Origin of the sequence: Dokdonia ponticola (assembly GCF_042653865.1) — a bacterium.
GTDB lineage: Bacteria > Bacteroidota > Bacteroidia > Flavobacteriales > Flavobacteriaceae > Dokdonia > Dokdonia ponticola.
Genome location: NZ_JBHSFV010000005.1, coordinates 176,398 through 190,761, shown reverse-complemented (window position 1 = coordinate 190,761; position 14,364 = coordinate 176,398). Strand labels below are relative to the sequence as shown.

15 protein-coding genes are annotated in these 14,364 nt (G+C 36.6%); 11 read left to right on the top strand and 4 right to left on the bottom strand.

The window, feature by feature from the left end:
• The 7 genes from ACFO3O_RS10165 to ACFO3O_RS10135 all read left to right on the top strand — a co-directional run bounded on the left by ACFO3O_RS10165 (position 1) and on the right by ACFO3O_RS10135 (position 5,253).
• Positions 1-687 carry a glycosyltransferase family 2 protein gene (locus ACFO3O_RS10165; protein ID WP_379978497.1) on the top strand — a complete coding sequence of 229 codons (687 nt, stop codon included), beginning with the start codon at positions 1-3 and terminating at the stop codon, positions 685-687.
• Positions 677-1,030 (top strand): DUF2304 domain-containing protein, encoded by a 354-nt coding sequence (locus tag ACFO3O_RS10160; RefSeq protein WP_379978496.1) that lies wholly within the window; start codon positions 677-679, stop codon positions 1,028-1,030. The genes ACFO3O_RS10165 and ACFO3O_RS10160 overlap by 11 nt, the downstream gene beginning before the upstream one ends.
• Complete coding sequence (locus tag ACFO3O_RS10155; protein ID WP_379978495.1) at positions 1,027-2,151, top strand: glycosyltransferase family 4 protein; 1,125 nt, start codon at positions 1,027-1,029, stop codon at positions 2,149-2,151. Before ACFO3O_RS10160 ends, ACFO3O_RS10155 begins: the two co-directional genes overlap by 4 nt.
• Complete coding sequence (locus ACFO3O_RS10150) at positions 2,144-2,941, top strand: ABC transporter permease (protein ID WP_379978494.1); 798 nt, start codon at positions 2,144-2,146, stop codon at positions 2,939-2,941. The genes ACFO3O_RS10155 and ACFO3O_RS10150 overlap by 8 nt, the downstream gene beginning before the upstream one ends.
• Positions 2,942-3,057: 116 nt before the next feature.
• Positions 3,058-3,759, top strand: a complete 702-nt coding sequence (locus tag ACFO3O_RS10145) for an ABC transporter ATP-binding protein (protein ID WP_379978493.1) — start codon at positions 3,058-3,060, stop codon at positions 3,757-3,759.
• Positions 3,760-3,889: 130 nt separating this feature from the next.
• Complete coding sequence (locus ACFO3O_RS10140; RefSeq protein WP_379978492.1) at positions 3,890-4,522, top strand: sulfotransferase family 2 domain-containing protein; 633 nt, start codon at positions 3,890-3,892, stop codon at positions 4,520-4,522.
• Positions 4,523-4,527: 5 nt separating this feature from the next.
• On the top strand, positions 4,528-5,253 hold the full coding sequence (locus tag ACFO3O_RS10135) for a sulfotransferase family 2 domain-containing protein (RefSeq protein ID WP_379978491.1): 726 nt from the start codon (positions 4,528-4,530) through the stop codon (positions 5,251-5,253).
• A 354-nt stretch (positions 5,254-5,607) separates the two neighbouring features.
• On the opposite strand, the gene dnaK is transcribed toward ACFO3O_RS10135, so the two are convergent.
• The 3 genes from dnaK to ACFO3O_RS10120 form a co-directional block, all read right to left on the bottom strand.
• Positions 5,608-7,527: a molecular chaperone DnaK gene (dnaK, locus tag ACFO3O_RS10130; RefSeq protein WP_379978490.1), complete on the bottom strand. Its 1,920-nt coding sequence runs from the start codon at positions 7,525-7,527 to the stop codon at positions 5,608-5,610.
• A gap of 584 nt (positions 7,528-8,111) precedes the next feature.
• Positions 8,112-9,386 (bottom strand): Y-family DNA polymerase, encoded by a 1,275-nt coding sequence (locus ACFO3O_RS10125; RefSeq protein WP_379978489.1) that lies wholly within the window; start codon positions 9,384-9,386, stop codon positions 8,112-8,114.
• The gene (locus ACFO3O_RS10120) at positions 9,383-9,751 is read right to left on the bottom strand and encodes a S24 family peptidase (protein ID WP_379978488.1); all 369 of its coding nucleotides are present in this window, start codon (positions 9,749-9,751) and stop codon (positions 9,383-9,385) included. The genes ACFO3O_RS10125 and ACFO3O_RS10120 overlap by 4 nt, the downstream gene beginning before the upstream one ends.
• 144 nt (positions 9,752-9,895) lie before the next feature.
• On the opposite strand from ACFO3O_RS10120, the gene ACFO3O_RS10115 reads away from it, so the two are divergent.
• The 3 genes from ACFO3O_RS10115 to ACFO3O_RS10105 all read left to right on the top strand — a co-directional run bounded on the left by ACFO3O_RS10115 (position 9,896) and on the right by ACFO3O_RS10105 (position 12,538).
• Entirely contained in the window at positions 9,896-10,513 is a 618-nt protein-coding gene (locus ACFO3O_RS10115; protein ID WP_379978487.1) for a CPBP family glutamic-type intramembrane protease, read from the top strand.
• A 76-nt stretch (positions 10,514-10,589) separates the two neighbouring features.
• Positions 10,590-11,111: a GNAT family N-acetyltransferase gene (locus tag ACFO3O_RS10110; protein WP_379978486.1), complete on the top strand. Its 522-nt coding sequence runs from the start codon at positions 10,590-10,592 to the stop codon at positions 11,109-11,111.
• Complete coding sequence (locus ACFO3O_RS10105; protein ID WP_379978485.1) at positions 11,102-12,538, top strand: L-serine ammonia-lyase; 1,437 nt, start codon at positions 11,102-11,104, stop codon at positions 12,536-12,538. The genes ACFO3O_RS10110 and ACFO3O_RS10105 overlap by 10 nt, the downstream gene beginning before the upstream one ends.
• Before the next feature lie 286 nt (positions 12,539-12,824).
• Here the strand turns inward: ACFO3O_RS10105 and ACFO3O_RS10100 are convergent, their stop codons facing one another.
• Positions 12,825-13,331 carry a nuclear transport factor 2 family protein gene (locus ACFO3O_RS10100; protein ID WP_379978484.1) on the bottom strand — a complete coding sequence of 169 codons (507 nt, stop codon included), beginning with the start codon at positions 13,329-13,331 and terminating at the stop codon, positions 12,825-12,827.
• A gap of 60 nt (positions 13,332-13,391) precedes the next feature.
• Here ACFO3O_RS10100 and panB point away from each other — a divergent pair, with 60 nt between their 5' ends.
• Positions 13,392-14,210 (top strand): 3-methyl-2-oxobutanoate hydroxymethyltransferase, encoded by an 819-nt coding sequence (gene panB / locus ACFO3O_RS10095; RefSeq protein WP_379978483.1) that lies wholly within the window; start codon positions 13,392-13,394, stop codon positions 14,208-14,210.
• Positions 14,211-14,364 lie beyond the last annotated feature (154 nt).

Below are 14,364 nucleotides of genomic sequence, written 5' to 3'. Positions count from 1 at the left end.
ATGTTAGTAAAAGACAACATATGGGTTTTTTTACCCGCTTATAACGAGGCAACTGTCATTAGAGATATTATTAAAAATTTAAAATCCTGTGGCTACACTAATATAGTTGTTGTGGATGATGGAAGTACGGATAATACCAATAAATTTGCTCAGGAAGAAAAGGTTCATATAATACGTTTATGCTTAAATAGAGGTGTGGGAGCGGCTACAAGAGCTGCGATCCTTTATGCAAAAAGAAAAAGTATTGAATTCTTAGTTCTTATGGATGCAGATGGGCAACACTACCCGAGTGAGATAGAAAAACTGGTTAATGAATTACAAAAACAAAAAGCCGATATTGTCATAGGTAGTCGATTTTTGGAGAAAAAGTCTAAAATACCAACCTCAAGGATTATCTATAATAAAATAGCTTATATGTTTACCTATTTTGGAAAATCAACCATAACAGACAGTCAGTCTGGGTTTAGATTGTTAAATAAAGTAGCTATCAATAATTTAAACCTTGAATTAGATGAATATGGTATTTGCACAGAAATGGTTTGGAAGGCCAATGCCATGAAACTAACTATAGTAGAAACTCCCATTATGGTGCAATACACCAAGTACTCACAAAGCAAAGGACAAAGTTTATGGAAAGGAATACAAACTGCGTATCACTTAATAAAAAACCGTTTATATGAACATTAGAACGTTTCAGATCGTAGTTCCCCTGTTAGTCACTATTTTTATTTCATGGCAACTATGGAGAATATACCGTTTTAAGACCAAATGGAAAGCTATATGGCCTAGTGCTTTAATCGCTTTTTTTATTTCTAGTATTGCAATATTTCCCGATAGTACTACAACTTGGCTGGCTAAAGTCTTAGATTTTAAAAGTAATATCAATGCTATCATTTTTGTTTTAATTGGCGTGCTGTTTGTGGCTGTTATTATTCTTTATGATTTATACAAAAAGCAGCAAAAAACTATCACAAAATTGACTATTGAGTTATCCCTACTAAGGGCTGATAAAGAAGAAGACATTATATGAAAATATTATTCGTTTTAGAATATTTTCATCCTTATATCGGTGGGGTAGAACACTTGTTTTGGGAACTATCAAAAGCCTTGGCTACTCAAGGTCACCAAGTTAAGGTAATCACAACACGATTTGACAAAAAGCTACCTCAAAAAGAATGTAAAGATGGCATAGACATTTACCGTGTTAACTGTGATAATCGTTTTTCTTTTTTTATTAAAAGTGTCCCAAGCATATTTAAAAACAGTAAAGATTTCGATGTAGTCCATACAACAACTTACACTGCGGCACCCCCTGCATGGCTAGTATCACGTTTGAGAAATAAAAAAAGTGTTCTAACGTTTCATGAGTATTGGGGTGATCTATGGAAACAAGTACCCTATCTCAATCGTAGACAAAGAATTTTATATAGTGCTTTTGAGCGAATGGTGTCTTATTTACCATTTTCCAAAATTGTAGCCGTTTCAAAGTTTACACAACAAAGTCTTATCAAAGCAGGAGTTAATCAATCAAAAATTAGAGTCATTTACAATGGGCTAGATTACAATTTTATCGAACAAATAAATGCTAAAATTGCTATTTCAGATGTAAAAACCACAAAGAAAAGAGCGACCCTTAATTATCTTTTTGTAGGTAGACTTGGGGTTTCAAAAGGATTAGACCTATTACTAGAAGCCTCCGCTATTTTTCTTCAAAAAAATCCTGAAGCTACACTAAAACTAGTGATCCCTAAGCTTCCAAAGAAAATGTATGCACTGATCTTAAACAAAATAAATAGCCTTCCATGCATGCATCAAATTACAGTGATGCATCATCTAACCAAAGAAGAATTATATAAACAAATAAAACAAGCATCCTTTATTGTAATACCTTCGTATTCGGAAGGTTTTTGTTTTGTGGCTGCAGAAGCATGCGCCCTAAATGTCCCTATTATCAGTTCAGACCGTGGAGCCTTAAAAGAAGTTGTGAGTGGACAATATATCCCTATGAATTCACTTACAACAAAAGGATTACTGGAAGCGTTACAGAACGCTAAACAACAAAAATGGCACTATAAAGATAGCGTACGGTTTTCTTTAGACAAAAGTGTTGAACAATATGTACATTTATACAAAGAAATGATCGATGGATAATTATACCCATACATTCCCTAGACATTCAAACAAGTTTTTACTAAAAGAATTGGTAAAACTTAGATTGCTAACAGATTTTAAAAGATCATTCCTTGGTTGGTTATGGTTATTAATACTTCCTGTATTTGCAATTTTAACGTGGATTTTTATGAAAGGAGCAGGCATATTTGAGCCTGGTAAAATGGAAATTCCTTATACAGCTTTTGTAGTATTGAGCACCACCATTTGGGCACTGTTCTTTGATTCCTATAAAAATTGCAGCCAAATTTTTACAACCTATGGGAAGACACTCTTAGTAAACAAACTTCCCATCAACATCATTATCTTTAATGAACTTATAGTAGGAATTATTAAATTTTTAATCCCTTTTATTTTTATCATAGGTTACTTCCTGTTCATTGGAATTTCAGTACACCCATTGGTTTTTATTTTTCCAATAGTAGTATTGCCTCTTCAACTTTTCGGGGCTTCCATTGGTTTGTTAACTGGACTTTTTAGCGCTCTAGCAAAAGACTTTACATTTTTGATGGATAATTTCATCAAACTATTTTTACTACTCAGTCCTGTTGTATACACGCCAGAAATCTCAACGGGGTTACTTGCAAAAATTATTACATACAATCCATTAACGTATTTAATTAGTAGCCCTAGAAATCTATTATTAAAAGGAGAAGTATATCAGCCAATGATTAGCATCATTTGTGTATTATGTGTTGTTACACTATTTATACTACTAACTCGATTTTTTGTAATTAATACTAAAAGAATATTAGAAAGAGAAGGAGATTAATGAATACGAGTAACAAACACATATCAGTAAGCATTAACGAGGCAACGCTAAAACCTATTCCATTACTTAAAGTAACAGGCCTGTATAAGAAATTTTGTAAAGATCTCACATACAATATGTTATATGGAATAAAAGATCTTATCACTTATTTCTTTGGTTTAAAACCAGAGTACTCTTCCTTGCGTAAAAAAGAATTTTGGGCATTACAAAATATTAATTTTCATATTTATGAAAATGATATCGTCATTTTAGCAGGTCTCAACGGCTCCGGAAAAACAACACTAACTAAAATGCTGGCAGGAATCTATGAAACAGAAAGGGGCACTATTGAATATCACACAAAGATTAAAAAAATCATTAGCGTGTTTGCTATTAAATCAGGGTTTAACCCAATATTGACAGGCAGAGAGAATGTATACCTGAAAGCCGCTTATTATGGCATGTCACGCAAGGAAATAGATGAAAACATGGATTTTATTATTTCGTTTTCAGAAATAGGCAGCTTTTTAGACACTCCTATAGGTAAATATTCTTCAGGAATGAAAACTCGCCTTGCCATGTCTCTTGTCCTTTCTATAAAAAGTGATATTCTGTTTATTGATGAAGCATTTAGTTTTTCAGACTCAAAATTTAAAACAAAATGTTTTAAATTTCTAAAAGAAGAATACTCTAATAAGGGAAGAGCGTTGATCATTGCTACACACCGTTTTACAGAAATAAGTGACCTAGCCAACAGATTGATTGTCTTAGAAAAAGGAAAAATAATAAATATGACTGTTGATGTTGTTCAGGGAATAAAAGATTATACAGCAAATTAATCTTACCTATTTAAATTTTATAATTAACTAATCGTATAAAGAATACAAATAGTTAGATGAAATTAATCAGGTAATAAATATGACTCTTAATACCTTATAATAAGCAGTGATCAAATGAATTAATAGATTTATGGATTTCTTTTTAAAGTTTAATCGTACAATACCCTATCCTTTTTACATAAAAAGAAGAGATGATATCATTCACATACATATTACAAAAACGGCAGGAACGAGTTTGATTGCAAGTATGGGATTTAACAGAAGTAGCCAATCCAGTAAAACTAAAAAGCACTATTTTGTAAAAGAAATCATTGATATTGTAGGTCAAGAACATTGGGATAATACTTTTAAATTTACATTTGTGCGCAATCCTTGGGATCGTCTTTATTCTTTATATCGATTTAAACAAAGAAAAAACAAGATAGCAACCGAAGCGCAAGGAAATACATTTGGACTATGGTTAAAATCTACTTTAAAGAATCACTATGCTGATCCGTATGAAAAAATAAGACCACAAGTAGAATGGCTCAAAAATTTTGATAATAAAATAGATATAGACTTTATCGGAAGATTTGAAAATTTAGAGGCTGATGTTACTAAACTTGGGCAATTGTTAAACATGAAAATAGATTTACCGCATATTAATCAAAGTCTACCTATAGTCCATTATAGCAAAGCATATACCGATGAATTGGAAGAACTAGTACGAATACATTATAAAGAGGATATCGAAATGTTTGATTATTCTTTCAGTAGAAAATAGAGTTTATGCATATATACTATTCATTACTTAACATACATCGTCGTCTTGTTGGAACCCACCAGCGCAATGCCGATTGGTCAAAAGTAGAACTGGTATCAATTCACATTCCTAAAACAGCAGGAACTTCTTTTATGCATAGTTTAAAGAAACAATATGGTCACCAAAAAGTAACACGTATTGATATTAGTGATAACAGAACAAGAATCAATACAACACCAATAGATAATGCCTATGTATATAAAAACACAACCGTAATTCATGGTCACTTTACCATTCATTCATTGAATAATCATTTTAGTCTTCCTCCCAATATACCTATTATTACCTGGTTACGAGACCCTGTTGAACGTGTTATCTCTAATTATTACTATCTATATAAACGATTGGATGAAGAATTAAATGAAGAAAAAAAAGGACTTAACATTCTCTCAAAAATGCGACGTTCTTTACTTGAATATGCACAAGACGAAAGAAACTGTAATAGAATGTCAAAGTTTTTAAAAGGTATTGACCTTGAAGATTTCTTTTTTATTGGCATCGTAGAAAACTATGATGAGGACATTCAAGAATTAAATAGAAAATTAAATTGGAGTACTCTTGAGATTGTAACGCATAATAAAACAGGTACGATTAACAAACCTGTTGTAGATGAACAAACAAAAGCATTAATTAGATCTTATAACAAAAAAGACCAAGCACTTTACGAACAAGCTCTTGCTTTAAGAAAATAACATATTTACCTAAAATTAGATTACAGATACGAGTAAAATGTGTGATCTCTCCTACCGTCGAGAAGAAAACTACTGGCATTTCGTATTCTATGACTAAAACAAGAAGAAATCTCCGTATTGAACTTTCACTAACTAGTTTATTATCATGCATGAGACATAACTAAAAAGAGACCGTCTAAAAACAATTTAGACAGTCTCTTTTCTAGTAATATATTATTTCGCTTTCGCGAAAACAAAAAAATCCCCGTAACTTTTGTTACGAGGATTTCACTATAAAATTGTTCAGAAGATCCCGAGACGGGCTCGGGATAAGCGATTCACACACATTCGCTTATAGCGAATATGGTTCTCTGCTTACTTTACTTCTTCAAAATCTACGTCTTCTACATCGCTAGAGGCATCACCAGTGGCGTCTCCTCCTGCTTGTGCATCTGGTCCTGGTTGTGCGCCTTCAGCACCTCCTTGCGCCTCAGCTTGTGCTTTGTACATCTCTTCAGATGCTACTTTCCAAGCTTCGTTGATTGCGTCTAACTTAGGCTGAATGGCTTCTACATCCTTCGTTTCAAAAGCAGTTTTTAATTCTGCAAGCGCATCTTCGATTGGTTTTTTCTTGTCATCAGACAATTTATCACCAAACTCTTTCAATTGCTTTTCAGTTTGGAAAATCATTCCATCAGCTTCATTGATCTTATCTGCTGTCTCTTTTGCTTTTTTATCGGCATCTGCATTTGCTTCTGCTTCTGCTTTCATTTTTGCAATTTCTTCTTCAGATAATCCAGAAGAAGCCTCGATACGAATATCCTGAGATTTTCCTGTCGCTTTATCTACTGCCGATACTTTAATGATTCCGTTAGCATCAATATCAAAGGTTACTTCAATTTGTGGTACCCCTCGCTGTGCCGGAGGAATATCTGTTAATTGAAAACGACCAATGGTTTTGTTGTCTGCCGCCATAGCACGTTCTCCTTGAAGTACGTGAATATCTACAGATGGCTGATTGTCTGCTGCCGTTGAAAATACTTGTGATTTCTTAGTAGGAATGGTTGTATTTGACTCAATAAGTTTTGTAAATACATTCCCCATTGTTTCAATACCTAAAGAAAGTGGTGTTACATCTAGAAGTAATACATCTTTTACATCTCCTGTAAGAACCCCTCCTTGTATCGCAGCTCCAATCGCTACAACCTCATCTGGGTTTACACCTTTTGAAGGTGCTTTTCCAAAGAACTTTTCTACAGCTTCTTGTACTGCAGGAATACGCGTTGACCCTCCTACTAGAATAATTTCATCAATATCTCCTGTGCTTAATCCAGCTGCTTTAAGTGCTGTTTGACAAGGCTCAATCGTTCTTTTTACTAAATCATCAATAAGAGCTTCAAACTTGGCACGGCTTAAGGTACGCACTAAGTGTTTTGGTCCGCTTGCCGTAGCAGTTACATACGGTAAGTTGATTTCTGTTTGCGTAGAAGAAGAAAGCTCAATTTTTGCTTTTTCTGCTGCTTCTTTAAGACGTTGTAAAGCCATTGGGTCTTTACGAAGATCCATATCCTCTTCAGCTTTGAACTCATCAGCAAGCCAGTTAATGATTTTTTGATCTACGTCATCTCCTCCTAAATGTGTATCTCCATCTGTTGAAAGTACTTCAAATACACCGTCTCCTAATTCTAGGATAGATACATCATGGGTTCCTCCTCCAAAGTCAAATACCACAATCTTCTGATCTGTATCTTTCTTATCAAGACCATATGCAAGTGCTGCTGCTGTAGGCTCATTAATAATACGCTCTACTTTAAGACCTGCAATTTCTCCTGCTTCTTTTGTTGCTTGACGCTGACTGTCATTAAAGTATGCAGGAACTGTAATTACAGCTCTTGTAACTTCTTGTCCTAAGTAATCCTCTGCCGTCTTCTTCATTTTTTGAAGGGTCATGGCAGATAGCTCTTGTGGCGTATATAAACGACCATCAATGTCTACTCTAGGCGTATCATTGTCTCCTTTTACTACTTTATAAGCAGAACGTTCTGCTTCTTTTGAGCTCTCGCTGTATTTATTCCCCATAAAACGCTTGATAGAAGCGATTGTTTTTGTTGGGTTTGTTACAGCTTGTCTTTTTGCTGGATCTCCTACTTTAATTTCTCCTCCTTCTACAAATGCAATTACAGATGGTGTCGTACGTTTACCCTCAGCATTAGGGATCACTGTAGGTTCGTTACCTTCCATAACAGCAACGCACGAATTGGTAGTTCCTAAGTCAATTCCTATTATTTTACTCATTATATATAGTGTTTAAGTGTTATTTAAAATTTTCTACACAACACAATAGTCAATCTTTATGCCACTACAAATAAGCTGACAAGCTGTCATTATTTTTATTACTATACTTCAAAAATAACTTTTGTATACGCTTTCGCGAAAGCGAGTTAGGGATACTGGAAACTGGCAGTTTATCTTTTAATAATCTAATTTACAATGTATAACAAAATAACAGCTACTCACGTCAATTAGGTGAATGTATAGAGGTATGCTATAGAGATGGAAGGCAGAAATTATAATATGAAAAGAAACCGAAGTCGAACCCATTAGATATTATAAAACCATTTTGAAAATAGCGTATTGTTCTATTTTATGCTACTGAAATAGGGCTTCAATACTATTTCATCGCTGCCTTTGACTCAGTCATTTCTTACTTCAAAAAGTTGAGTACTTATCAATTAAGACAAAAACTTATTAACTCCTTAACAAACGGCTCACTAACTCATTAAATCATTACTCTAGCATCCAGTAAGCAGTATTCAATAGCCAGTATTCCATTAAAATATTAACTCATTAACCCATTATACCATTAACCCATTATACCATTAACCCATTACACCAATGGCCAACAACTCTCGCCACTGTGTCGTATATCTAGGACTTCGCTCTTTTTTAACGAGTTCCCACTCCTTCACACGCGTGCCTATCATGGCAGAGGACACGGTTGTCTTGCCAAACTTTCTATTCAAAACATCAAGGGTTTGCATCAGTTTTGTGTCGGTGGTCTTCGTGGGTTTTTCAAAGAGATTCCCTTGTACATGAGATTGAGGAATCAACCCTGTCAGGTTTACAGCTACTTTTTTATATCGATATCCCGATTTATAGATTTGGTGCAACGCTTTACGTGCGTGGGTGATCAACGTAAATGTATCATGCGTAGGAATAGGCAATGTGATTGTGGTACGATTTGAATATTGCTTATCAATCGTACTGTGATAGTTGGTATAGAGCGCCACATGAATATAGGTCGCACACGATTTTTGAGCACGCAATACCTCAGCCACTTCTGTAATGTAATACGCACAGGCTTCTTCTATTCGACCTAGATCGGGTAGTTTCTGTCCAAATGACTTTGCAGTCCCAATCGCTTTTTTAGGATTCGGGATCTCCATAAATTCGATACAAGGAGTTCCTTGCAGTTCTTTCCATATACGCTCTCCTACGATGGTCATTTCTTTACGCACCCAAGCAAGGGGTAACTTCACAAAATCGATCGCTTTAAAAACACCAATAGCTTGAAGCCTCTTTCTATGTTTACTTCCTATGCCCCATATATCACCTATATCTGCCCATTCCAAGGCCGCTAGTCTTTTAGCGTCTGTATCCAAAACACATACATGATTATATTCCGGTAGTTTCTTTGACATCCGATTGGCCAACTTAGCTAATACTTTAGTCGGCGCAATCCCAACGCCTACGGGTAAGCCTGTGTATCTGTAAATACGCTCTTTTATGTCTGTCCCATATGCCCGCAAGTCAACATACGTAAACCCATGTACATCCAGAAAAGCTTCATCTATACTATAGACTTCTACGCTAGGAGAAAATGTTTCAAGTATATGCATCACTCGCTGTGACATCTCCCCATACAAAGTATAATTTGATGAAAAAAAAGTAACTTTATTTTCGATAAGAATATGCTTAATCTTAAAGACAGCCTCAAACATCGGAATATGCGTTAGCTGTTTTGCTTCCTTATTTGCTGCAATGATACATCCATCATTATTACTCAATACAACGACAGGTTTCCCCCATAAATCAGGCCGAAATACCTGCTCACAAGAAGCATAAAAGCTATTACAATCGACCATTGCTATCATCGTACGTCATGTATTATATACGTAATGACACCCCAAAGCACACAAGGTTCTTGCTTTTTATCAAAAGGAATACGCAATACATTAAAACGCCCTTCTTCTACCACCAAAGCCAATCCTTTAAAACCTAGTGTAAGAGAACGATCTATAATAAGGACATCCTTATCTAAAATGGCAAAATCTTTCCATGCATTCCCTTTTACTCTAATGTAAAAAGTAGCATCTTTATGAATAGAAAGCTCCTCATTGAGATCAATGGGTGCTTCCAAATAATGCGTAGCAGCACTCGGAAAACCTGTTTGCTTAGACACTTCTGCCTGATGACGGTCTGTCGTTGTCTTTATTTGTCCTGATGCGCTTATTTCCATACCTCAAAAATATGGAAATATTCCAATAAAACAACATAATTCCTACGTAACATTATCCTATTTTTGCCTACTAATTGTGAATAACTATCTAATTATATGACTTCGAGCCAAAAGACATTGCTGCTTTTTAAAACATTTTTTAAAATGTGGGGATTATACATCCTCTTTTTTATCACCCTAGGCATCCTTAGCTTGTGGATTCCTGAGCTCAAAGCAGGGGGGTATGAAGACACCACGCTCAAAGAACTCGTACAAAAAAGCCCCTTAAAGCTTTTTATTCTTGCCTGTATCTTTGCGCCTATTGTAGAAGAAATGATGTTTAGAACCCTTATTAAGCCCAATCACAACCATCTGATCTTGTTTATGTGTTCGTGGCCCGTTTTTATAGGACTTCGCTTTTTTCCTAAAGATATTCACTGGATCGCTATACTCGCCTTTACAGCAGTGCTTTTATTTGTTCTATTTTATATTGTAAAGCATCTCATTACAGAAACCACTACACAGCGATTACGTGCGTTTCTTCATAGACATGCAACGCTCGTATTAATCATTGTTTCTATTATATTTGGACTCGTACACATTAATAATTACGTAGATGACTTTGTGATCAATCTTGCGCTACTTACCCTTATTGTGCCTCGTATTATTTCTGGCTTTTTAATGGGGTGGATTAAGATTAAAAACGAAGGCCTTATCTGGTCTATGGGACTTCATTTTATGAACAATGCATTTGTAGTAGGCATCATCCTATTAACCAAATAACTCTCTACCCCATTAATTCATTAAAACATTAACCCATTATCACATTATCACATTAACCCATTATCTCATTACTCCATTGATCCATTTCACTCCCATTCAGCAAGAAGACATTCCCGTTTTACAAGCGCTGGCTACGCGTACCTATACGCATTCGTTTGCGCATAAAAATAAGCCAGGGGTATTGGAGGCGTATGTGGAGTCCGCTTTCGCGAAAGCGCACTTAGAAAAACAACTTGTAGAACCTCACTCCTTCTGGTATTTCATAAAAAATAACGATACCATTGTCGGATATCTCAAACTCAATACCGAAGAAGCACAAACAGAATTTAAACAGCCCGACGGACTCGAAATTGAGCGTATTTACATAGACGTACCTTACCTAGGCAAAGGATTTGGAAAAAAAGCAATAGATTTTGCTATTTCTGAAGCATTGAAACGGGAAAAAAGCTACATTTGGTTAGGTGTTTGGGAAGAAAACCCCGATGCCATTCGATTTTATAAAAAATGTGGTTTTACGATTACGGGAACACATCCATACGATATGATTGCCGAAATTCAGACAGATTACATCATGCAATATACGCTTACATGGAAGTAAAAGAAATAGAATGCATCTCAATATTTGATATGCTTAAAATAGGAGTAGGTCCTTCGAGTTCCCACACCTTAGGCCCTTGGCGTGCCGCTCGACGTTTTATAAAAAAACTGAAAGAAGAAAATCTATTTAACGCTGTAAACTCCTTGCGCGTTGATTTATATGGATCTTTGTCCCTCACAGGAAAAGGCCACGCGACTGATGTCGCCGTGATGATGGGACTTCTTGGAGAGGACCCTCAAACCTGTTCTATTGAGGCTATTCCTACAACGATTGCGAAGATTAAAGAAGAGAAGGTAATTACTTTTGACGGCGAACGTACCCTCCCATTTGACCCTGCAACATGTATAAAATTTAATCGCGAGTTTTTACCTTTTCATCCTAATGGAATTACCTTTAAAGCCCATATGGGAGACCAAGTCATAGAAGAAACTTTTTACTCCATCGGTGGCGGATTTGTGGTACAAGAAGAACGCAAACGCTCTGAATTAAAAGTACACCAATTTCACTGTTTTCCTAGACCTGTGGCGCTTGCAACAGACCTACTTACCTATTGCAAAAATGAAAACAAACCCATCTCACAAATCGTATTAGAAAACGAGCTATACCTCAACTCAGAAGAAGAGATTAACGAACGTCTCAAACAGATTTGGGATGTGATGCTCGATTCTATGTACACAGGTTGTCACACCGAAGGTACCCTTCCTGGCGGACTCAATGTGCGCCGTCGAGCCTATGATAGTCATCTCAAATTACAAAAAGGAGCTCCGTATACCAATAAATATGAATGGATAGAAGCGATCCGTGGGACAGAAGTCCGCTTTCGCGAAATATTAAAATGGGTCTCTTGCTTTGCCTTAGCAGTCAACGAAGTCAATGCCTCTCTGGGACGGGTCGTGACAGCACCTACCAATGGAAGTGCAGGTGTGATTCCTGCCGTGATGATGTATTATATGGTGATTGAAAATCATGATGCCAACTTTGAAGACATCCGAAAATTTATGCTCGTAGCGGGAGAAATAGGAAGCCTCTTTAAAAAAGGAGCCACCATTTCGGCCGCTATGGGAGGTTGCCAAGCAGAAATAGGAGTGTCAAGTGCGATGGCTGCTGGAGCGCTTACCGAGCTTATGGGAGGTACACCAGAACAAGTCCTTATGGCCGCAGAAATCGCCATGGAACATCACCTAGGACTCACCTGCGATCCTATCGGCGGACTCGTACAAATTCCGTGTATAGAGCGTAATGCCATGGGAGCCATCAAAGCCATCAATGCTTGCGAAATGGCCCTAGACACCGATGCCGCCAATGCCAAAGTCCCTCTTGATAAAGTCATCGAAACCATGTGGCAAACAGCGCAAGATATGAACACAAAATACAAGGAAACCAGTGAAGGTGGTCTTGCCATTAGTGTAGGAATGTCGGATTGTTAATTGCTGGGAGTAGGAAGTTGGAAGCGTGAAGTTGAAAGCGAAATTTATGATATAAACTCTTGAGATTCATGGGGTGCTGGATGCTAGAGTAATGGTTTAATGATTTAATCAGTTAATGGAATAATGGATACGGGATGCGGGATGTTAAAAGCTTGAAGTCAGAAGTATGAAGTGGGAAGTTGTTTTTATAATTTAAGATTTGAAACAAGAATCAAGGCGATTGAGTGATTTGATTTCGCCGAAAGGCAGAAAACAAATAGTATCGAAATCCCATTTTAAGAATAACTCACCCCCGTTTGACACCGCAATTCTCTCGATCTCGTGTATCTACGATATAAAATATTTTCCATGTACCATCACGCTTAAAAAGCTGAAAACTATTGGTGCCACAATGACTTAACTCCCCATTGACATAAAAAGAATAGGGGGTCCAAACATTTGCCATCGCCTTATTATCATCTATTTGGACTTTATAACTTTCAATACGTTCTTCAAACTTTGTATCGCCCGGAATCGAACAAATAGAAGTCAGAAAACCACTAAAGTCTTGTTTACTCAATACAACCTCGCCTGTTTGATTCTTACCAATTGACTGCATCAGGATTTTCTCATGAACAACACTTTTGATAATCGTAGAATCTTGTTTATGAAACCCTTCAAAGAAGCGTTCTACTAATTGTTTTACTTCGGTTTCTTCAGTTGATAGGGGATAACTTTGTGCGCTAGTCGCTTTCGCGAAAGCAAAAAAAACAAGTCCAAAAACAATTCCCCAAATAATATATTTCCCCTTCATACAAATCATGATTAATATAGATATCTAATTTACTACTTTTGTAGCTTAAAACATAACTTCATGTCTGTCGCAAAAAAAGAATATAAACGTATCACTGTCAAATCTCTTACGGAGATGAAAAAACGGGGTGAAAAAATCTCCATGCTTACTGCCTATGATTATACCATGGCAAGAATTGTAGATGGTGCGGGGATTGATGTCATTCTTGTGGGCGACAGTGCTTCTAATGTGATGGCAGGTCATGAAACCACCCTTCCGATTACCTTAGACCAAATGATATATCACGCTTCATCGGTAATACGTGCTATAGATCGTGCTTTAGTGGTGGTCGATCTTCCTTTTGGAAGTTACCAAAGTGATCCTAAAGAAGCCTTACGTTCTGCCATACGGATTATGAAAGAAAGTGGCGGACATGCCATCAAAGTAGAAGGCGGTAAAGAGATTAAAGAAAGTGTCAAACGTATTTTACATGCTGGAATTCCAGTAATGGGGCACTTAGGGCTTACTCCACAATCTATTTACAAATTCGGAACCTATACTGTGAGAGCCAAAGAAGAAGCAGAAGCAGCCAAGCTAAAAGAAGATGCGCTCATGCTCGAAAAAGCAGGTTGTTTTGCGATTGTTCTAGAAAAAGTACCCGCAAAATTAGCGCAAGAAGTTGCTGAAAGTTTAACCATTCCTATCATAGGGATTGGTGCTGGTGGTGGCGTTGATGGACAGGTATTAGTGACACATGACATGCTCGGGATGACCCATGAGTTTAATCCTCGTTTTTTACGAAGATACCTCGATATGCATACGGCCATGACCGAAGCTTTTGAGCAATATGCCGCCGATGTGAAGTCGCAAGATTTTCCTAATGAGTCGGAGCAGTATTAAAGAGCTGGTAGTCGGTAGCTGTTGGCCGTTCGTTTTTTTCGCTTTCGCGAAAATTTAAAAAAGTACCAAGACCATAAGTCATTAAAATCGTTTTGCGATTTTATAGTGTCTTGATTCCTGATTCCTGTAACGAGCAAAGCGAGTGATCCTGAAT